Here is a 20,607-nt window from a genome sequence, read left to right as displayed (position 1 = left end):
TATAAGCTAGCATATTACTTTTACAAAAGGAGAAATGAACGCCTATGAAAAAGAAACTAAATTTGGCACCTGTTTTCTTTGTAGGTCCACATGTTGTGTTATTTATTGTCTTTATCTTAATACCCACGATTTATGGGATTTATGCATCCTTTACGAAATGGAACTTAATGAATGATCCAGTATGGGTTGGTTTGGATAACTATCGAACAATCCTTTTTGATTCTGAATCAACCTTCCATGTTCAATTTACTAATGGATTGCAAAACACATTATTCTTTGTTGTTCTTAGTGTTCCTCTATTAATAGTGATCCCATTAATGGTTGCTGTTGCATTAGAGCATAAAAAAGTGAAAATGAAAGATTTCATTCAAGCTATTATCTATATTCCAGGACTAATATCCATATCTGCAGCTGCATTAATATGGTCTTTAATATTTAATAAGCAGTTGGGGATTACAGGTAACTTATTAGGTTCAGATACAGTTTGGGCAGCTCATCAGCCTTATGCATGGATTATCATTATTGTGATCACTGTATGGGGTGGAGCTGGAGGAAATATGATTATCTATCGCGCTTCTATAAGTGGTGTAGCTCAAGATTTGTATGAAGCAGCGGAAATGGATGGTGCTGGAGCGTTTCGCAAGTTCTTTAGTATTACCTTACCTTCTATTCGTTTCCCACTAATATTTACATTTGTCATGACAACTGCTGGCGCATTTAATGTATTTGGTCAACCGTTAATGATGACTGATGGTGGTCCTCAACAAAGCACCCATGTATTGATGATGTATATCCGTCAATTAGCCTTTGGTAACGGAGAATCTATTGCTGGAATGGCCTCTGCAATGGCTGTTTTACTAGGATTAGTTATTTTGATTATCTCAGCATTGCAATATTATGTGATGAATCGAAATGCTTCTTAGTTTGAATGATAATTTATTGGATACGGAAAAGGTAGGTGTAACAAAATGTCAAACCAAGTGGTACATAAATCGAATAATAATCCAAATTTAAGTGTTAAGCATATTGGGAAGGGTTCCGACAAGAGTATATCTAAATATTTCGCATATATATTTCTGATTGTTCTGTGCGCAATTTTCGTTATTCCCGTGATATACGGTATTACAACATCGTTTAGATCGCAAACGGAAGTGGTCTCCACTGGTTTTAGATTGTTCCCTGAAAAGTGGATCTTTGATAACTATGTAACGATCTTAACTAATACATCTACAGCACCTATTTTACGCTGGTTAATGAATTCTATCTTTATTGCAACAATGCATACGATTCTAGTGGTTATTGTTATTTCAGTAACTGGGTATGGTTATTCTCGCATGAATTTTAAAGGAAGAGATACTTTGTTTTTTGTTTTACTAGGTATTTCCTTCTTTCCAGGAGTTGTTAACTTGATCCCTTCCTACAAGATAATTGATGCGTTAGGTTGGGTTAATACATCTTGGGCGATGATTATCCCTGGATTAGCTGGAATGGGTAACATATTTTTAGTTAGACAGTTTATGAAAGGTCTACCTAAAGAATTAGATGAGTCTGCCCGTATTGATGGGGCTAGTGATTATAGAATATATATTTCAGTAATCGTACCGTTAATTAAGCCGATATTGATCGTTTGTGCATTATTTTCATTTACTGGATCATGGAATGACTTTCTATGGCCGGTTATCGTATACACCGATGTGGAAAAAATGCCGGTTACAGCTGGATTGCTACTACTACAAGATATTTATGGGAATTACCGCATGATTGGTCAGCTAATGGGATCGGCAGTACTAGCGATTATTCCAACATTAGTATTGTTCTTATTTGCACAGAAGTATTTTGTACAATCTATTAATTTGAATTCAGGAATTAAAGGTTAAGGGAGAGAGACAGTTAATCATACGTAACTGTGAAATCATTACAAGATTGATTTAGAGAGAGGGAGAAAAGTAAGCATGGATATGAGTGGATATATAAATAATCCTATTGTGGAACAGCGTGCCGACCCTTGGGTATATAGGCATACGGATGAATATTACTATTTTACAGCATCGGTACCAGAGTACGACAGAATTGAACTCCGCCGAGCTAAGGTGCTTCAAGATTTGGATGCGGTAGATCCTGTAGTTGTTTGGCGTAAGCATGAAACAGGTCCATTAAGCGCTAATATATGGGCGCCAGAGCTTCATTATATTGATGGCAAATGGTACATTTATTTCGCCGCAGCTCATACTAGTGAGACAAAAGAAGGATTATTCGATCATCGTATGTATGTTCTAGAGAATGTTTCTGCTAACCCTCTAGAAGGTAAATGGGAAGAGAAAGGTCAGGTTCGGACTAAGTGGGAGAGTTTTGCACTAGACGCAACGACTTTTGAGCATAAGAGTAAACGTTATTATGTATGGGCTCAGAAAGCTTTAGATATCGTTGGTAATTCCAATCTGTATATTTCGGAGATGAGTAATCCTTGGACTCTATGTGGTGAACAAGCGATGATCAGTACACCTGAATATCCATGGGAAGTTATCGGCTTCAAAGTAAATGAGGGTGCAGCTGTTCTGAAAAGGAATGGTAAGATATTCATTAGCTATTCAGCTAGTGCAACGGATCATAATTATTGTATGGGTCTTCTTACCGCAGATGAAGATGCTAATCTACTAGATCCTGCTTCATGGGTCAAATCGGAGCAACCTGTTTTTCAAACGAATGAGCTAACGGGGCAATATGGCCCTGGACATAATAGCTTTACGGTTTCTCCAGATGGTAAGCAAGATATCATTGTCTATCATGCCCGTAACTATAAAGAAATTGTAGGAGATCCTTTATACGATCCTAATCGCCATGCTCGGGCACAAATACTACATTGGAATTCAGATGGGACACCGAATTTCGGGATACCATTAGCTGATGATAAAAATATATTATCTATACTGAAGCGATAAAAGGCAGTATTTTTGATAATATATGACTCATTTATCCTATAAAAATAGAGATAGTGAACTGTTAAAAGTTTGCTACTCTATTTTTATTTTTGTTTTGTTATTATCTATAAAAAGATCGTATTAGACAAAGTAGCTAGAGGGTAATATGATAATAGTATCAATATATGAACAGAATGTGACAAAGGACATTGAACATATATATTGATCCATCTGTTTATTAGATCATAACAATATGAAAAGGCTATTTCAGCTATCGTGTTGGAAGGTCTATAATGAAAGCAGAAATGATTGTAAGTATTACCTTTCACCTTGCAACTATCATAATTCAAGACGGGGGTACGTCCGACAATGATAATGAATAAGCAACATTCAAGTGATCCTTGGCAAACTTATTACGGTCCAAATCTCGGTTATGTGCAGGAACAATATGATCTGTTCCTTAGAAACCCCAAATCTGTTGATGAGACCTTTCAACATTTATTTAGCTTGTGGGGAGCACCGCCAACAGTGGCTGATGAAGTAAGCATTCCTCAAAAGCCTTCTGAACGTATTTCATGGGATCGGAACCTGTTAAAGAAAGGTGTAGATGCTGGGAAATTAGTATGGAATATTCGCGCATATGGACATCTAGCAGCTGATATTGATCCCCTTGGCATTCGACCTGATTCAGATACTAGTTTATTGGAACCAGAAAGGTATAATTTGTCACAAGAGGATTTAAAAGCGTTTCCATCATCCTTGATTTGGCATCATGCTCCTGAGAATGTACCTAATGGATGGGATGCTATTGTGAAGTTGCGTGAAATATATACAGGAACTATTGCTTATGAGTTTAGTCATGTTCATGAGGAAGAGGAACGTGTTTGGTTGAACCGTCATGCGGAATCACCATCCAATTCATTAACATTAGTAGAACGGACAGCCCTTTTAAGACGTCTAATTCAAGTGGAACAATTCGAAGAGTTCCTTCACCGTACCTTTGTCGGGCAGAAACGTTTCTCTATCGAAGGAAATGATGTCCTTGTTCCTATGCTAGATGAAATGGTAATTGCTTTAACAGATAGTGGATCGAAGCATATTTTGATGGGGATGGCACACCGTGGACGATTAAACGTACTAGCACATGTGTTAGGCAAACCGTATCAGAATATATTTTCAGAATTCCATCATTCTCCTAATAAAAAGTTGTTCCCTTCAGAAGGATCGACGGGTATTAACTATGGTTGGACAGGTGATGTTAAATATCACCTAGGTGCTAACCGTCTTTTTAGAGAAGGAGATCACTTACAAGCTAGAATTACGTTAGCCAATAATCCAAGTCATTTAGAATTTGTGAATCCAGTTGTAGAGGGGTTTACTCGTGCAGCTCAGGAGGATCGTACGCAACCTGGATACCCACTACAAGATGTGAATAAAGCATCAACCATACTGATTCATGGGGATGCAGCTTTTCCTGGAGAAGGAATTGTGGCGGAAACACTGAACTTTACGAAACTACCAGGATATCAGAATGGTGGTACAATCCATATCATCGTAAATAATAATTTAGGCTTTACAACGGAGAGTAAGGATTCACGATCTACTCATTATGCTAGTGATCTTGCTAAAGGATATGAGATTCCAATTGTTCATGTGAATGCTGATGATCCTGAAGCTTGTATAGCGGCTGTACGTATGGCTTGTGCTTATCGTGATCGCTTTAAAAAGGATTTCCTGATTGATCTTGTCGGTTATCGTCGGTATGGACATAATGAAACGGATGATCCAGACACAACGCAACCGTTAATATATCAAAAAATTAGAAAACATGAACGTGTAAGTGCTATTTATAGTTCTAATTTATCTAAAGCAGGCTTGGTTCTGAAAGAACAAGCAGAGCAACTAAAGGAAAGTGTTCTAAATCGATTGAATGAAGCTTATGATCAAATGAAACGAGATGATGTAAGGAATGCTACTCAACAGAGTATTGCTGTACTCGTACCAGAGGGTATAGAGAACGTATGTACTGCAGTACCTTTAGCTCAGCTGAAGGAGATTAATGAGGGACTACTGAAGCGTCCTGATGGGTTCAAGGTATATCCTAAATTGCAACGGATACTTGAACGTCGTACGAATTCTCTTGCTGAAGGGGAAAAAGTAGATTGGGGACTCGCTGAGACATTATCATTTGCTACAATAATAGCAGATGGTAAACCTATTCGAATTAGTGGGCAGGATGTGGAACGCGCGACGTTTGCTCATCGAAATCTTGTATTACATGATTCGGAATCAGGTGCAACGTATTGCCCAATCCATGAGTTACCACAAGCGAAGGCATCTTTTGCGATTCACAATAGTCCGTTGTCCGAAGCATCGGTATTGGGATTTGAGTATGGATACAATGTATTTTCACCAGAAACGCTGGTGATTTGGGAAGCGCAATATGGAGATTTCTCTAACTGTGCTCAAGTTATTATGGATCAGTTCATTTCGGCGGGGCGTTCTAAATGGACACAGCGCTCAAGCTTAGTTATGTTACTGCCACATGGATATGAAGGTCAAGGTCCTGAACATTCAAGTGCTAGACTTGAACGTTTTCTACAATTAGCAGGTGATGATAACTGGACAGTTGCTAATCTGACTAGTTCTTCTCAATATTTCCATTTACTACGTCGTCAAGCTGCCTTGACTGAGACTGATGAAGCGCGACCTCTGGTCATTATGTCCCCTAAGAGTTTGATTCGTAATGCTAGAGTTGCTTCACCCGCTCAAGAATTTAGTAACGGGACTTTCCATCCAATATTGGAGCAAAGTGGATTAGGGGTAAACCCAGAACGTGTTGAGCGCCTAATTCTCTGTACCGGAAAGATTGCGGTTGAACTGGAAGAGGCTCTTGATAATGAAACTGAGAAGCGTCCAGAATGGCTGCATATTATTCGTGTAGAGCAGCTTTATCCATTTCCTGAGGAGCAGATCAAGCAGGTTATAGACCGATTGTCTATACTCAAGGAAATTGTATGGGTACAAGAGGAACCGCAGAATATGGGAGCATGGCGTTATATTGAACCACGTATTCGGGCTACTGTTCAGGAGAAGATTCCGGTTACTTATAATGGTCGTCCTGAGCGTTCTAGTACAGCTAGTGGATATCAGAAAGTTCACTTATTTGAGCAACAGCAGATTATTTCATTGGCACTTCGCTTAAATCAGTCCCAAAGTAATTAACCCTAATTTGTATAGAGGAGGTAGATGATTTGAATAACATTATTGTTCCAGCAATGGGAGAATCAATTACTGAGGGATCCATCTACAAATGGCATGTGAAAGAAGGAGAAGCTGTGAAATTAGGCGATATCCTGCTAGAACTTGAAACAGATAAGGTTAATTTAGAGATCAGTTCAGAAGAGGATGGAGTCATTGAGAAGATTCTTCGACAAAATGGAGACACCGTACAGATTGGAGAAGTGATTGGACGGGTTCAATCAGGTGGTGAAGCTGGTATTGCAGCTGAAGTATCAACTTTAGGAGAAACCGTTGTTGATGACAAGAAGCAGCAACAAGGAATTCAGGAGAAGAAGCCTGCTTCTACTAAAGCATCTGAACAGGAAGCAGTTGCAGAAGGAGCCTCATTCTTGGCAGCCTCTCCATCAGCTCGGAAATTGGCACGTGAACGTGGTATCGAACTAGAGACTGTGCAGGAACGAGATACAAAGGGACGTATTTATCAAGATAATGTTCGTAATCATGCAGAAACTACTCCACGAAACCAGTCTAACCAACCAGTTGCTGGACAAGAAGGTTCTAGCGGAGTGAGTCTTCCCGTACCCTCTACACCTGTTCAATCCCTATCAGCAAAAGATATTGGAACTGTAAGTGCTAAGCCAACTGTCCGTGAGAAGATGTCGCGTCGTCGTGCTACAATTGCTAAGCGCTTAGTGGAAGCACAAAGAACGGCAGCTATGTTGACTACTTTTAATGAAGTAGATATGACTGCCATCCTTGATATCCGTAAGCGGCGGAAGCAGGCTTTTCAAGATAAGCATGATGTAACTCTTGGATTTATGTCATTCTTTACAAAGGCAGTGGTAGGTGCACTGAAAGCATTTCCTCTTCTTAATGCAGAAATTGATGGAGAAGATATTCTTATTAAGAAATACTACGACATCGGAATAGCTGTTTCTGCTAAAGAGGGACTAGTAGTACCTGTTGTACGTGATGCTGACCGTTTAGGGTTCGCTGAGATTGAACGGCAGATTGGTGAACTTGCAGGAAAAGCACGGAATAACTCATTGAATATTTCAGAACTACAAGGGGGTACCTTTACAATAACGAATGGTGGGATATTCGGATCTTTATTATCCACTCCAATTCTAAATACTCCTCAGGTAGGTATTCTGGGTATGCACAAGATTCAGCTACGCCCGATTGCAATTGATCAGGAGAGAATGGAGAATCGTCCGATGATGTATATCGCACTTTCTTATGATCATCGAATCGTTGACGGCAGCGAAGCTGTACGGTTCTTAGTTGCAGTGAAGGATCTTCTAGAAGATCCAGAGTCATTGTTACTTGAAGGGTAAGACTATACGTTAGACTGGAAGAGGTAGGCCATCCGTGGTCTACCTCTTTTGGAATGTGGAGTGAATTCTGTTACTATGAATGAGTTGATACAGCAGTTTCTAATGAATGAATAGGAGTGATATATATGAGTAAACCATCTTTTCAAGAATGGGATGTTGAAGAAGTACAGTCAAAGATAGATGAAGGTGTGAAATTAGATATTATTGATGTTCGTGAAGATGATGAGTGGGAATCGGGGCATATTCCGCAAGCGAAACATATCGCATTGGGGACTCTACAGGAACGTCATACAGAACTTGACTCAGATCAATTAACGATTGTGGTATGTCGAAGTGGTGCCCGCAGTGCTAGAGCATGCGAATATCTTACTCAACTAGGGTATCAGGTGGTTAATATGTCAGGCGGGATGTTAGAGTGGGAAGGACCTGTTATATTCGGTGAGTAGGTGTAAATAGTTCATATTAAAACGAGGATGTGCTATAAGCCATTAATATGGCATATGGACATCCTCATTTTAATCTAAATATAAGAACCTAATAGGGTTATGGTATTAGACTCTTTATTTGTAGTTAATAGGATTGCATTCTAAATTGTATACTATAGGGGAAAAGGTAGAATTGTTTAATCTTTCGAGTTTACGAATAATCTCTTTTTGCCATTTGATATCTTCTACTTTTTTAGCGAAATTTAATAGGTCTAAATAATCATCAATCTGCAAAGAGGCATGTTGCATAGGCATAGTGTTCATATGTTCGACTCCTTTTTCCAAGTGGATTCCACATATTGTATCATACTCTTAACCTAATTGATAATGCTTCTCACATGAAAAAATATCCATTAAAAACAAACCCAATTTCTAATGTCCAATAGGATGATTAGAAATTGGGTTATTAATCTTCACGGTATGTTTATGTTGTGGGAGATAGTCGGAAAGGATGAAGGAATGTTTTAGGGATGTCTGTTTTGAAAGTCATAACCTCACCTTTAGTAGGATGTTCAAACGCTAATATTTGTGCGTGGAGCCCTAGTCTTCCAATGGTTTTTGTCTTCGCACCATATTTCTTATCGCCTGCAACAGGATGGCCTATATCCTGCATATGGACTCTAATTTGATTCTTACGTCCTGTTTCGAGGTTCACCTCTAGTAGAGAGAAATAGTTGTTGGATTGGATCATTTTATAATGTGTAATGGCCTCTTGGCCATCATTGGGATAAGGACTAGAGTACATTTTTAGAGTGCTACTTTCCTTAAGCCATGATTTGATCGTTCCTTCAGGTTTCTTTATTTTCCCCTCAACTAATGCAATATAAGTACGCTCCTTGACCGAATCCTGCCACGAGTTCTGAAGAGTCTGCTTCACTTCCTCATTCTTGGCGAACATCATCACACCCGATGTATCTCGGTCAAGGCGATGCACGACGAATATACGGTTGTTTGGATTGCTTTCCCGTACATGTGCTGTGAGTTGGCGATAAGCCGTTAGCTCATTCTCTTTGGCTGAAGCCACAGATAGTAATCCTGCTTCCTTATTCACAACAATAATATCATCATCCTCGAACATAATGCGGAGTCCAATAAGGGGGATTTCTTCCACGATCTTACCTTTAGAAACGGTCACGGTATTGCCGGGTTGAAGGGGGAAGTTATAAGCTGTTTCCGGTCGACCATTCACTAGGATTTGCCCACGTGCAAGCATTGATTTAATGGAATTACGGCCTTCATTTGATAGCGTACTCACTAAAAAGACCAGCAGTTCACTAACTTCATGAACAGGATACTGCTTGATAAGTGATTGATTGTCATGATGTGATGATGTGGATTTATTTACAAGATGACTTGATTTACCCTTGCGATTACCTTGTACATTCGTTTTCGCTTTATTATATGATGGTTGTTGGCCTTGGCCAGAACGTTGTTTATTTTTCATTTCATGAATTCTCCGTCCTTATGTAGTTTACTGTCCAATAATACCATGAGTACTTGCGCAATGCCATGAATGAGCATGTCACACCCGTTAACTTAGGTTTCCCAATGATTAAAGCTCAGTAAAGTTGTATAATAGGATGATGATTAATATCGGTATGCCAAGAATAAGCAATCAGTAATATAGTTAGGAGTTTAAGTAATGACAATGGAACCAATGACTTTGGATCGAGCACAGGATTATCTACAGAAATATTATGGCTATCCAGAATTCCGTGAGGGACAGAGAAACATAGTATCAAGCGTACTAAATCATAGAGACACGTTGGGTATTATGCCAACAGGTGGAGGTAAGTCCATCTGTTATCAAATTCCAGCGTTGATGTTGCCAGGACTTACGTTAGTTGTTTCACCATTGATTTCCTTGATGAAGGATCAAGTCGATGCGCTGATAACAGCAGGCATTCCTGCAGCATTTATTAATAGTACGCTTAGTGGAAAAGAAGTTAATGATCGCATCCGTGCTGCTGCACAGGGTGATTTGAAACTGTTGTACGTAGCTCCAGAGCGTCTGGAGTTGGATTGGTTTCGTGAAGAAATGTCTCATTTACCGATCTCTTGTATAGCAGTAGATGAAGCGCATTGTGTTTCACAGTGGGGGCATGACTTCCGTACAAGTTATCTGGCTGTAGCGCCATTTGTTGAGGGACTATCACAACGACCGATCGTAGCGGCTTTTACCGCAACAGCTACGCCAGAAGTTATGGACGATATTGTGAAGTTGCTACGACTTCGGGAGCCGCAAGTGTTCGTTACAGGCTTGGGACGAGATAATCTCGCTATGACTGTTCTGCGTGGCGAGAACAAACGTGAGTATGTTATGGCCTATACAGCAGAACATGCACATGAGACGGGGATTATCTATGCGGCTACACGGAAGGAAGTTGATCAACTATATGACCGCCTTCAAGGTGCAGGTATTTCTGCAGGTCGATATCATGCCGGAATGACTGATAATGAACGCGCTGCTAGTCAGGAAGGTTTTCTATACGATGATATCCGGGTGATCGTTGCGACGAATGCCTTCGGTATGGGGATTGATAAATCTAACGTACGGTACGTCATCCATTATAATATGCCGAAGAATATGGAGGCATATGTCCAGGAAGCTGGTCGCGCCGGGCGTGATGGAGAGCCGAGTCAATGTATCCTTTTATTCAATGGACAGGATATCATGACTCAAAAGTTCCTAATTGAACAGAATCAGCAGGATGACGAGCGTAAACATAATGATTATCGTAAGCTTCAGCAGATGATGGATTACTGTTATACCAATCGTTGTTTAAGCAATGCGATGTTAGATTATTTCGGTGAGGCTCATGAAGACAAACCCTGCGGAACATGTAGTTCTTGTACGGATGATCGAGAATTAATCGATATGACCGTGGATGCGCAAAAGATATTCTCTTGTATCCATCGGATGCGGGAACGGTTTGGTGTATCGATGGTAGCTTCTGTGCTCAAGGGATCGCGGAATAAGAAAGTATTACAGTACGGTTTTGAAAGTATGCCGACGTATGGAACGATGTCTAATCGAACAGAGAAGGAAATCTCAGATGTGATTAATGTATTGGCTTCAGATGGCTATTTAGCTCTCTCTGAAGGGCAATATCCTGTATTAAAGCTTCAATCGTTAGCAGCTGACGTACTAAAGGGGCAACGTCAAGTTATGCAACGAGTAGCACGTCCTTCCAGAACGAAGACGGCTGGATTAAGTGGTTATAGCAGAACAAGAACACGAGATGATTCACCATCGGCCGTTAATGAAACAGTGTTCGAACAATTAAGACTTGTTCGTCGTGAACTTGCCGGTAAGGAACGTGTACCTTCCTATATCATATTTAATGATGCAACGCTTCGTGAGATGAGTGTGGTATGTCCGCAGACAGAGTCAGAAATACTGAAGATTAAAGGTGTAGGTGAGGTGAAGTTCCGTAAATATGGCAAGCCATTCCTAGATTTTTTTCAGAACCAGAATCAAGTAGATTTCATCGATGATTACGAATAGATAAGGATGTGTGAAGCATGAAAGTCGTCATATCAACATTAAATGCCAAGTATATTCATACGTCGCTTGCGATTAGGTTGTTAAAAGCATTCAGCGAGAAAGAATTCGACATTGAACTTGCGGAGTATACGATTAAGGATCCCGTAATGAATATTGTGTCTGATCTATTTCAAAGAAAACCTGATGTTATCGGGTTCTCTTGCTATATATGGAATATTGAAGAGACGATCAAAGTGATCGATATTGTGAAACAAGTCATGCCGGAAGTTACCATTGTGATGGGAGGACCGGAAGTTTCTTATGATAGTAAGCATTGGATGGAGCGTATTCAGAATGTGGATCACATTGTGATGGGCGATGGAGAAGAGACGTTCCATCATCTACTGCAGACCATCGAAGGAGATCGGAAGTTTCACTTCGTCTATGGGGCAACATATCGCAAGGAGCAAGAGATTATAATCAATCCTCCACGTCCGAAGACGGACTTGAATATACTCCCATCACCCTATCGTTTTGCAGAGGATATTCCTGATCTAAGTAAACGTATTGTTTATTTTGAGACGAGCAGAGGGTGTCCATTTAACTGTCAATTCTGCTTATCTAGTATTGAAGTTGGGGTACGCTATTTCGATATTGAGCGAGTGAAGGCAGATATTCTTTACTTGATCGATAACGGCGCGAAGATCATTAAATTTCTCGATCGTACATTTAATATAAATCGTAGCTATGCGATGGAGATGTTCGAATTTATCATTGAGAATCATCGTGGTTGTGTATTTCAGTTCGAGATTACGGCAGATATTATGCGGCCCGAGGTGCTAGATTATTTAGCTAATAATGCCCCAGCCGGAATCTTCCGCTTCGAGATCGGTGTGCAATCAACGAATGATATTACGAATGAACTGGTTAAGCGTCGCCAGAATTTTACGAAGCTGTCTCGTACGGTTAATACAATCAAAGCATGCGGTAACATTGATCAGCATCTCGATCTTATCGCTGGATTGCCTGATGAGGATTATGATACATTCCGTACAACTTTTAATGATGTATTCGCGATGGAACCGGAAGAATTGCAATTAGGGTTTCTTAAAATGCTGCGAGGAACGGGACTTCGTAATGATGCAGCTAAATATGAGTATAAATATATGGAATACGCACCTTATGAAATCTTAAGCAGTAACAAACTTTCTTTTGCAGATATTATTCATTTAAAACGGCTTGAGGATGTATTGGAGAAGTACTGGAATGCCCATCGGATGGATCATACATTGAAATATCTGATGAAGAATGAATTTGATTCTCCGTTTGACTTTTTTCAGGATTTTGGTGATTACTGGGAAGGACAAGGTTGGCAGAAGATAGGACATCAGCTCGAAGATCTATTCCTTCGTCTTCAAATGTTCCTTGAGCATAGAGGGGTTCGTCGAATGGATACGATATTAGGCCTGATGAAGTTAGATTATTTCTTGAATCATAAATATAAACCACGTAAAATTTGGTGGGATTCTCGACTTTCTAAGGACATGTGGTCAAGATTCATGAAGGAACTAATTGAACATCCTGAAGATGTATCACCTGAATTTGCAGCACTTCAATTAGATGAGAGAGGCTTACAAAAGCATGCCGTGCTGGATGTACTCCCCTTTGATTTGGCTGAATTGCTAGAGGGTGAAGTAGATATGGAATCTGATAGCTTGGATCAACAAACATTGTTAATCGTTCTGTATCAACAAGATGAGAGTGAGCAACCTCGTTGGTATTTGAAAAAACTAGAACATATCGCATTATCACAAAGTTAGATAAGGAATGAAACAACGGCTGTGTTGTCCCTAATGGGATTACTCAGCCGTTGTTTTATTTGGTATGTTTTTCTATCCAGTCCAGAAGATCAGTAGTTACTTCATCTCGATTGATTTCATTCAGCATTTCATGTCTTCCACCAGGATAGAGTCGGCATTCAAGATCAACGACCCCTAAATCATGGTAGATTTTATGGAGTTGAGTGACACCTTTTCCATAAGATCCAACAGGATCCATATCACCAGCGAATAAATAAATCGGTTTGTTCTTCGTTATATTATGATATCCACTTGGATGTTGAATGTCCTTTAATAATCCAAAAAAGTCTCGGAAGAATCCCGTTGTACATACCTCACCACAATAAGGGTCTTGGATATATTTGTCCACTTCAGCTTCATCTCGCGATAACCAGTCGAATGGAGTGCGTACAGGGCTTATTCTTCGATTGTATCTTCCGAATACAATAGCATTTAATAGCAAGCTATGGTGAGATGCTCCTTGAAATTTAAGGAGGACCTGAGCGATGTTTTTGGCAATACCAAGATTAGACCGAGGACCATTCGTACCTGATAAAATAAATCCCGAATAGGCTTCTGCATGTTGCTCTATAATTCGTTGTGTTAAAAATGATCCCATACTATGACCGAACAGATAGTGGGTCATAGAAGGATATTTCTTTTGCAGGTATGTCGTTACTTCGATAATATCATTGGTCATCCCGTTAAAGGCATCTTCTCCGCAGTCACCCAAATCTTTCATGCACTTAGCGGTCTTACCATGTCCACGTTGATCGTGAGCATAGACAGCATATCCAGCGTTACACAGGGCTGAGGCTACTCTGGTATATCGATCTGCCGTTTCAGCCATCCCGTGAACAATTTGAACAAGACCCTTGATTGGAATTGAAATCTCAGGAAGCCATTCATAGATGTGAAGGGTCATCGCCTGCTGATTAATAAGCGTAAATGAGTTCTTTTGCATTTACATACCTCCTCACCATATGAAAAGATATTTTCAACGAATAATATTAAGGCAGATAAGAACGAAGGACTGTCGCATTTCCTTCTAGTGTATACTGAAGCAAATTCGCAGGTAATAGGAAGCATTGACCCGCTTTATAGTCTAGCGATCCGCCATCCCAATTCAGTCTACCTTGCCCTTCGCAAATGACAAGAATAGCGAAGCTTGCAGGTGTGGTTGTCAATGACCATGCACCAGATACGATACCTTTTTCTACGATGAAATAAGGTGATTTTGCTAGTTGAAGCCATTCTCCCGGAATCGCTGTATCTGTCTTCATCATGGTAGCCCCTGAACCTTCATAAGCAATAACGTTTAATGAATCTTCAATATGTAAATCACGTGGTTTTCCATCAAGGCCGGGACGGTTATAGTCATATAAGCGATATGTAGTGTCTGAATTCTGTTGAATCTCTGCGACGACTACACCTGCACAAAGAGCGTGAACCGTACCTGAAGGGATATAGAACGTATCTCCAGCTTCTACGGGGACTTCCCTAAGACTATCTGTAATCGTTCCGTTTGCTATTGCTAGTTGTAGGCTCTCACGTGTAACACCATTATTTAAACCGTATATGATTTTGGAACCTGGTTTGGCATCAAGTACATACCACATTTCAGTTTTACCCAATTCACCTTGGGGTAGTCCTTCGTAATCATCTGTTGGATGAACTTGTATAGATAAGTCATCATTACAATCGAGTAGCTTTATTAGAAGTGGGAAACGGCCATTGATCTCAGAGAAGCCTTTACTACCAAACCACTCTTGACCAAATTGTTCGCGAACTTGATCTAATCCTAGATCTTTAAGATCACCGTTCATTACAGTCGTTGTGCCATTCGGATGGTCGGCAATCATCCAGCCTTCTCCAATATGACCTTCAGGGATATCAAGACCGAACTGTTCTAACGCTCGACCTCCCCAGACACGCTCTTTAAATTCAGGTTGAAATTGTAATGGATAAGGTTTTATCATAGGAAATCATCCCTTCGATTTTAGGTGCTTTATTTTTTCTCTACAGCTATGGTGTAAGGTGCATCTGCACGTTGTAACTGTTGGTAAATGATTGACTGAGCAACGGATTGGGGGATCGTGGAAGCCCATTGTCTAACGGACACTGCCTCCAAGTCCCCTCCAGGATGTCCGGGATATAGCACGGCGGTTAGTACGCCACCAGGACGTAGTAGCTCAAGTGCTGTTTCAAGTGCTGTGATAGTGCTATCCGTTTCGGTAATAATTTCTTTATTAGAATCCGTTGCCGGTAAATACCCTAGATTGAACATAATAGCTGCTAGCTTACCATGATAATGTAATGGCAGTGCTTCCCTCATACTTGCATGACTACGAAGAAGCAAGGTGACTGGTGATATTGAAGTGGCTGTATGTTGATGTAGTCTTTGTTGAGTAAGTGATAAGGCTTCTTCTTGAATGTCGAATCCAAATACAAGTCCTTTAGGACCAACTGATTTAGCTAGAAAAAGCGTGTCTGCTCCCGTTCCTATTGTCGCATCTACAGCAACATCTCCGGGTTGGATTCGTTCGGAAACGATCTTATGAGCAAAGCTGAGTACGGAGAGAAAGCCCATTTTATGATTCCCTCCAGAATTTACCTTGCCAAGTATCTCTAGCTTTGAGTTCGTCATCAAAAGCATTCAGTACTTCCCACTTTTTGAGACTCCACATAGGCCCAATAAGTAAATCTCTTGGTGCATCTCCTGTAAGGCGATGAACGACCATCTCAGGTGGCATGATTTCTAAGGTATCAACGATTAGTTTTACGTATTCATCTTTCTCTAAGAACCGTAAGAGACCAGCTTCATATTGTTTAACCATCGGTGTCTTACGCATTAGATGTAACAAGTGGATCTTTACACCTTGGACATCCATATGAGCAACGGCTCTACCTGTCTCCAGCATCATTTCATGGCTCTCTTGGGGGAGTCCGTAAATAATATGTGTACATACGCGAATATTGTGTTTGTGTAGTTTCTCAACTGCATCTACATAACATTGCGTATCATGAGCACGATTAATAAGTTCAGATGTGGAATCATGGATCGTCTGTAATCCCATTTCGACCCATAGATAAGTTCGCTCGTTAAGCTCGGCTAAATATTCAACTACGTCGTCAGGTAAACAATCAGGACGAGTTGCAATCGACAATCCAACAACACCTGGCTGTTCCAAAATAGACTCGAAGTATTCTCTTAACTCTTCTACGGGTGCGTAAGTGTTGGTATAGGCTTGGAAATAACCGATATATTGTGCATTAGGCCATTTCACATGTTGCTTGTCACGAATCGTATTGAATTGTGTGATCAGGTCATCACGTCTGCTTCCTGCAAAGTCTCCTGACCCTCTTGCACTACAAAAGGTACATCCGCCTTTAGCGATTGACCCGTCTCGGTTAGGGCAGGTGAAGCCAGCATCTAGCATAACTTTGAATACCTTATCGTTAAATTGTTGATGCATTTCGTAATTCCATGTATGAAATCTTTTATCTCCCCATAATAATGGGTTAGCTGTAGTCGATTGATTCATGAGGTGCTCCTTTTATGAAATCCTTTGTATAAAACGTACGTGTTTTATTATAGCAAAAAGAAGAGGAAAAGTAATGTGAGCAACGTCTGATCCGTATAGAGCAGGCATATTATAATCTTGAGATAATTTACATAATATGTTAGAATTATATTGCGTCATAAACCAAAAAACAGGGTATTTAGAAATAAGAATTCATATTTTATGGCGTCAGGGAACATATTAAACCCGTGAGGTGATTCATTTGAATTCAACAGCCCAGCTAGGCGAAAAAAACGTTATTGCAGTTGATTTAACACCAGATGAGGCTCTTGCATTAACAGGTGTAGAGTTTAATGGTAATCATGAAGTGAAAGCAACAGCCCAAAGGAAAATTCGTAGTGCTTTTGAGAAAACATTTGATATCCAGAAGAATTAGCCAAGCAACTGTCTGCGGATCGTAAATTTGTTGGACCCCAATTCCATATATATAGATTGAGGATTCTGTATTTTCCTAATTTATTTAGGTGATCAGAATTCTTTTTCTTTGCTTAAATGAATAAGAAGCAAGAATGGCTCTTTACTTTTGGTTGTAACTTCGGCACAATATTGCAATAGTGATGAATTCGGGAATGATCTCTTGATATGAGTCCACATAGAATGGAAAGCGGAGGGAAAACATGCGTTTACGTGGTAGAAAAGGTATAAGAGAAAGTCTAGAGGCACAGAAAGAACTCGTTATATTGGATCCTAAAGAATATAAGGGAAAATGGGCATCGTTATTTGGTAATGACCATCCTATTCATGTTGAATTTGGAATGGGAAAAGGCCAATTTATTAGTCAGATGAGTTATAAGAATACCGATGTTAATTTCATTGGTATAGATATGTATGATGAGTTAGTAAGACGTGCTAGTGAGAAGGCACTTCATGCATGGTCTGAACGTAATATTGATCTACCGCCGAATCTTCGATTAGCATTAGCTAATGTTGAATTTGCAGAAGAAGTGTTTGAAGTTGGTGAATTAGAACGCGTATATCTTAATTTTAGTGATCCGTGGCCAAAAGCTAAACATGCAAGACGTCGCTTGACACATCCGCGTTTTCTAGAGAAGTATGTGTCTCTTCTAAATTCAAACGGGGAGATTCATCTTAAGACAGACTCACAATCACTATTCGAGTTTTCTTTAAATTCATTTGCTGATGTTGGATTGCAAATGAGTAATATTTCACTTAACCTGCATCGTGAGGGCATTCAAGAATGGAATGTTATGACAGAGTATGAATCAAAATTTGTAGGTAAAGGTATGGATATTCATCGTTGTGAAGTGTTGGTTGGCGAACATTCGTTACAGCGCTATCAAGAAGATCGATTGAAAAAGTATCGTTTACAGGAAAATAAGCCAGATATTGAATCGTAGTCTCTTTTTCTAACAATAGAAACAACTAAACAAGGTGCCCTCTTATGAGGGCACCTTGTTTAGTGCTAGCATTTCTATAATGCTTTGTGCACTTTGCATCGGATAGTACTTGGCAATGGTCTCAAGATTCTCTTGTCTACGTTTGCTGATTTCGGGATATTCATGTATTAACTTGTGTATCCATGACTCCATGACAGCTACGGAAGAAATAGTTTCTCCTAATCCTTGTGCAGTGAAGTATTGGCAATTCTCTTCCTCTTGTCCAGGGATAGGAAGATGGAAGAGCATGGGGATTCCTTTGGATAAACCTTCAGAACATGTCATTCCACCAGGTTTTGTGACAAGTACGTCTGAAATCTCCATCAATTGGTCAATTTCTCGTACGAAACCGAACAAATGAATATTAGGATGATTGAATTGAGGGTTAGATTCCATCTTTTGCAGAGACTTTTCATTATTCCCAAGACAAAATATGATTTGAATATGATTGCTCCATTGTACAAGATAGTCATTAATTACTTCATCATTAATGATTCCCCATCCACCAGACATTACTAAGACAGTAGGCAAATTATTTAAGTGAAATTTCTCGCGGATCATTTCCTTACTAGGACGCTCCCAAAAATTGGGATGGACTGGAATACCAGTGACTTGGATTTTGGTCGACGGTACATCTCGGTTCAATAGCTTGTTCCTAACCTCTGGAGTAGATACTAGAAAGCGATCTACCTCAGAGCTTATCCATGTGCCATGGGCATCATAATCTGTTATGACAGTACATAATGGTATATTGACACCTAGTCGTTTCAACCGAGAAATAACAGCACTTGGGATCGGGTGAGTACAGACGATAATGTCAGGTCGGAGTTGATTAAGAATATTTTGGGTATGGGTATAAAAAATACGATGTAGTGCTAACATTGTAAAGCGATTAAGTGATTTTTTATATTGATGTCTATACATCATCCCTATCAACCTTGGTTGAGAAGTAATCGTTTTTTTATATGCTGTAATAATTAAAGGGGCAACTCTCGGATTCAAGAAACTTCCAAGTTCCATCACCTTCGTATTCACATCAGGTGACAGTTTTCGTAGACTGCTAGAGAGTGCGTAAGCCGCTTGAGTATGCCCTGCACCAAAACCTTCAGATAACAACAATACTCTTTTTTTAGTCAATTTACACTCACCTATTCCTGCAAGGTTTTCCATAATATAACCATAGCGATTTCAGGTCCATAATGCAACAGTGATATAGGCCACGGATGAACCGATAAAGGCACCCGCGAGAACATCTGATGGGTAATGGAGACCAAGATAAATCCTAGAGAAACCTACAATTGTACTAAGACTTAAGAATACTGGCATCCATTCAGGAAAAGCAAGCATGAAAGGGAATGCTGTGGAGAAAGCTGCAGTTGTATGACCGGATGGGAACGAATGATCACTTAGAGGATTACGGAATGTATTCGTCTCCTTAATAGCAATATAAGGGCGCAATCTCGGATACAACTTCTTTACAATTGAAACAGGTATATGACTTATAGCAAGTGCAATAGCAGCCTGAGCACCAGTAGTACTCCATGGAAGTGGTGCAAATGCCCAAGTAAGTATGCTAACCGTAATAGTAAATGTTGCCCCACCTAAATGGGTGAGATAATATAACCAGAAATTTAAAAAACGATGATGGAGCCTACGGTTTATCCATTGAAATATCTGTTGATCTAATCTTATAAATTTATAGGTGAGTTGTTTCATGTGATATCTCCCCTATGGCTCAAGGCCATGGCATTTATTTGAAGGTATGTCTTAGTGTGAATGCTGATAGCTTACCTATTGTATCATATTCGATTATAGCAAAGACTTTTGATTTTTGACTTTGCCTCTAATTAAACCTTACAATGGTTCAAACACAATTAGAAATGAATTTGTAATAATCCAATCAACTTTTCTGGTGTTCACAACGTCTATAGTGAGAAGGCCACCTCATATTTTATTATTGATATTATAATAAAGGGGGTTACGAGAATCATTTTCATAATCGTTTACGTAATTATGAAATTGATTCGAATAAAATAATATGTAAATGGCTGAAAATAAGAATTAAACCTTATGATGATAAGAATGTGACCCTATTGTAGCGAAAAGGAGCGAATCTTATCTTATTATTAGCTCAGAATGATCTACAGTCGTTTTGACAAATGATTGAAGATCATACAATATAAAGACTGCTTTATAATAAGATGCTCAAAAAGGGTAGAAAGTACAAGATAAAAGACAGAGGTCATGTACATCAGTGAAAAAATAGAGATAGAAACATTAAAAAGCATTAATAAATGATGCTAAGGGTTAAAAAGGGG

18 protein-coding genes are annotated in these 20,607 nt (G+C 39.6%); 10 read left to right on the top strand and 8 right to left on the bottom strand.

What is annotated here, in order from left to right; translation table 11 throughout:
• The first annotated feature begins 44 nt into the window (after window positions 1-44).
• The 6 genes from LPB68_RS07745 to LPB68_RS07720 all read left to right on the top strand — a co-directional run bounded on the left by LPB68_RS07745 (window position 45) and on the right by LPB68_RS07720 (window position 7,944).
• Entirely contained in the window at window positions 45-923 is an 879-nt protein-coding gene (locus LPB68_RS07745) for a carbohydrate ABC transporter permease (RefSeq protein ID WP_068654302.1), read from the top strand.
• Between the two features lie 45 nt (window positions 924-968).
• On the top strand, window positions 969-1,877 hold the full coding sequence (locus LPB68_RS07740) for a carbohydrate ABC transporter permease (RefSeq protein ID WP_068654300.1): 909 nt from the start codon (window positions 969-971) through the stop codon (window positions 1,875-1,877).
• Window positions 1,878-1,952: 75 nt separating this feature from the next.
• Window positions 1,953-2,939, top strand: coding sequence for a glycoside hydrolase family 43 protein (locus LPB68_RS07735; RefSeq protein ID WP_068654298.1), 987 nt, complete (start codon window positions 1,953-1,955; stop codon window positions 2,937-2,939).
• Window positions 2,940-3,287: 348 nt separating this feature from the next.
• Window positions 3,288-6,143 (top strand): 2-oxoglutarate dehydrogenase E1 component, encoded by a 2,856-nt coding sequence (locus LPB68_RS07730; protein ID WP_068654296.1) that lies wholly within the window; start codon window positions 3,288-3,290, stop codon window positions 6,141-6,143.
• A gap of 29 nt (window positions 6,144-6,172) precedes the next feature.
• Window positions 6,173-7,498 (top strand): 2-oxoglutarate dehydrogenase complex dihydrolipoyllysine-residue succinyltransferase, encoded by a 1,326-nt coding sequence (odhB, locus tag LPB68_RS07725; RefSeq protein WP_068654293.1) that lies wholly within the window; start codon window positions 6,173-6,175, stop codon window positions 7,496-7,498.
• A gap of 125 nt (window positions 7,499-7,623) precedes the next feature.
• Window positions 7,624-7,944, top strand: a complete 321-nt coding sequence (locus tag LPB68_RS07720; RefSeq protein WP_068654291.1) for a rhodanese-like domain-containing protein — start codon at window positions 7,624-7,626, stop codon at window positions 7,942-7,944.
• Between the two features lie 114 nt (window positions 7,945-8,058).
• Here LPB68_RS07720 and LPB68_RS07715 read toward each other — a convergent pair whose 3' ends face one another.
• Together LPB68_RS07715 and LPB68_RS07710 are read right to left on the bottom strand one after the other, a co-directional pair.
• A complete protein-coding gene (locus LPB68_RS07715) occupies window positions 8,059-8,247 on the bottom strand; it encodes a hypothetical protein (RefSeq protein ID WP_068654289.1) in 189 nt (62 codons plus the stop codon).
• A gap of 160 nt (window positions 8,248-8,407) precedes the next feature.
• Complete coding sequence (locus tag LPB68_RS07710) at window positions 8,408-9,427, bottom strand: RluA family pseudouridine synthase (RefSeq protein WP_068654287.1); 1,020 nt, start codon at window positions 9,425-9,427, stop codon at window positions 8,408-8,410.
• Between the two features lie 198 nt (window positions 9,428-9,625).
• Between LPB68_RS07710 and recQ the strand changes: the two genes are divergently transcribed.
• Together recQ and LPB68_RS07700 are read left to right on the top strand one after the other, a co-directional pair.
• Window positions 9,626-11,491 carry a DNA helicase RecQ gene (recQ, locus tag LPB68_RS07705; RefSeq protein ID WP_068654285.1) on the top strand — a complete coding sequence of 622 codons (1,866 nt, stop codon included), beginning with the start codon at window positions 9,626-9,628 and terminating at the stop codon, window positions 11,489-11,491.
• A 17-nt stretch (window positions 11,492-11,508) separates the two neighbouring features.
• Window positions 11,509-13,290 (top strand): B12-binding domain-containing radical SAM protein, encoded by a 1,782-nt coding sequence (locus LPB68_RS07700; protein WP_068654283.1) that lies wholly within the window; start codon window positions 11,509-11,511, stop codon window positions 13,288-13,290.
• A 55-nt stretch (window positions 13,291-13,345) separates the two neighbouring features.
• Here the strand turns inward: LPB68_RS07700 and LPB68_RS07695 are convergent, their stop codons facing one another.
• The 4 genes from LPB68_RS07695 to mnmL are packed head-to-tail and all read right to left on the bottom strand — an operon-like array spanning window position 13,346 to window position 16,853.
• Entirely contained in the window at window positions 13,346-14,272 is a 927-nt protein-coding gene (locus LPB68_RS07695; protein ID WP_068654281.1) for an alpha/beta hydrolase, read from the bottom strand.
• A gap of 46 nt (window positions 14,273-14,318) precedes the next feature.
• Window positions 14,319-15,287, bottom strand: a complete 969-nt coding sequence (locus LPB68_RS07690) for a type I phosphomannose isomerase catalytic subunit (RefSeq protein WP_068654279.1) — start codon at window positions 15,285-15,287, stop codon at window positions 14,319-14,321.
• A gap of 29 nt (window positions 15,288-15,316) precedes the next feature.
• Window positions 15,317-15,898 carry a tRNA 5-(aminomethyl)-2-thiouridylate-methyltransferase MnmM gene (gene mnmM, locus LPB68_RS07685; protein WP_068654277.1) on the bottom strand — a complete coding sequence of 194 codons (582 nt, stop codon included), beginning with the start codon at window positions 15,896-15,898 and terminating at the stop codon, window positions 15,317-15,319.
• A gap of 1 nt (window position 15,899) precedes the next feature.
• A complete protein-coding gene (mnmL, locus tag LPB68_RS07680) occupies window positions 15,900-16,853 on the bottom strand; it encodes a tRNA modification radical SAM protein MnmL/YtqA (protein WP_068654275.1) in 954 nt (317 codons plus the stop codon).
• Between the two features lie 241 nt (window positions 16,854-17,094).
• On the opposite strand from mnmL, the gene LPB68_RS23105 reads away from it, so the two are divergent.
• Both LPB68_RS23105 and trmB read left to right on the top strand, forming a co-directional pair.
• Window positions 17,095-17,268 carry a hypothetical protein gene (locus LPB68_RS23105; RefSeq protein WP_198402101.1) on the top strand — a complete coding sequence of 58 codons (174 nt, stop codon included), beginning with the start codon at window positions 17,095-17,097 and terminating at the stop codon, window positions 17,266-17,268.
• 241 nt (window positions 17,269-17,509) lie between these two features.
• Window positions 17,510-18,250: a tRNA (guanosine(46)-N7)-methyltransferase TrmB gene (gene trmB / locus LPB68_RS07675; protein WP_068654272.1), complete on the top strand. Its 741-nt coding sequence runs from the start codon at window positions 17,510-17,512 to the stop codon at window positions 18,248-18,250.
• 42 nt (window positions 18,251-18,292) lie between these two features.
• On the opposite strand, the gene LPB68_RS07670 is transcribed toward trmB, so the two are convergent.
• Complete coding sequence (locus tag LPB68_RS07670) at window positions 18,293-19,426, bottom strand: MGDG synthase family glycosyltransferase (protein ID WP_068654270.1); 1,134 nt, start codon at window positions 19,424-19,426, stop codon at window positions 18,293-18,295.
• A gap of 51 nt (window positions 19,427-19,477) precedes the next feature.
• Window positions 19,478-20,005, bottom strand: coding sequence for a phosphatase PAP2 family protein (locus tag LPB68_RS07665; RefSeq protein ID WP_068654268.1), 528 nt, complete (start codon window positions 20,003-20,005; stop codon window positions 19,478-19,480).
• Window positions 20,006-20,607: the final 602 nt, after the last annotated feature.

Origin of the sequence: Paenibacillus crassostreae, from assembly GCF_001857945.1 — a bacterium.
GTDB classification, from domain to species: domain Bacteria; phylum Bacillota; class Bacilli; order Paenibacillales; family Paenibacillaceae; genus Paenibacillus_AQ; species Paenibacillus_AQ crassostreae.
This window is presented reverse-complemented; position numbering and strand designations above follow the sequence as displayed.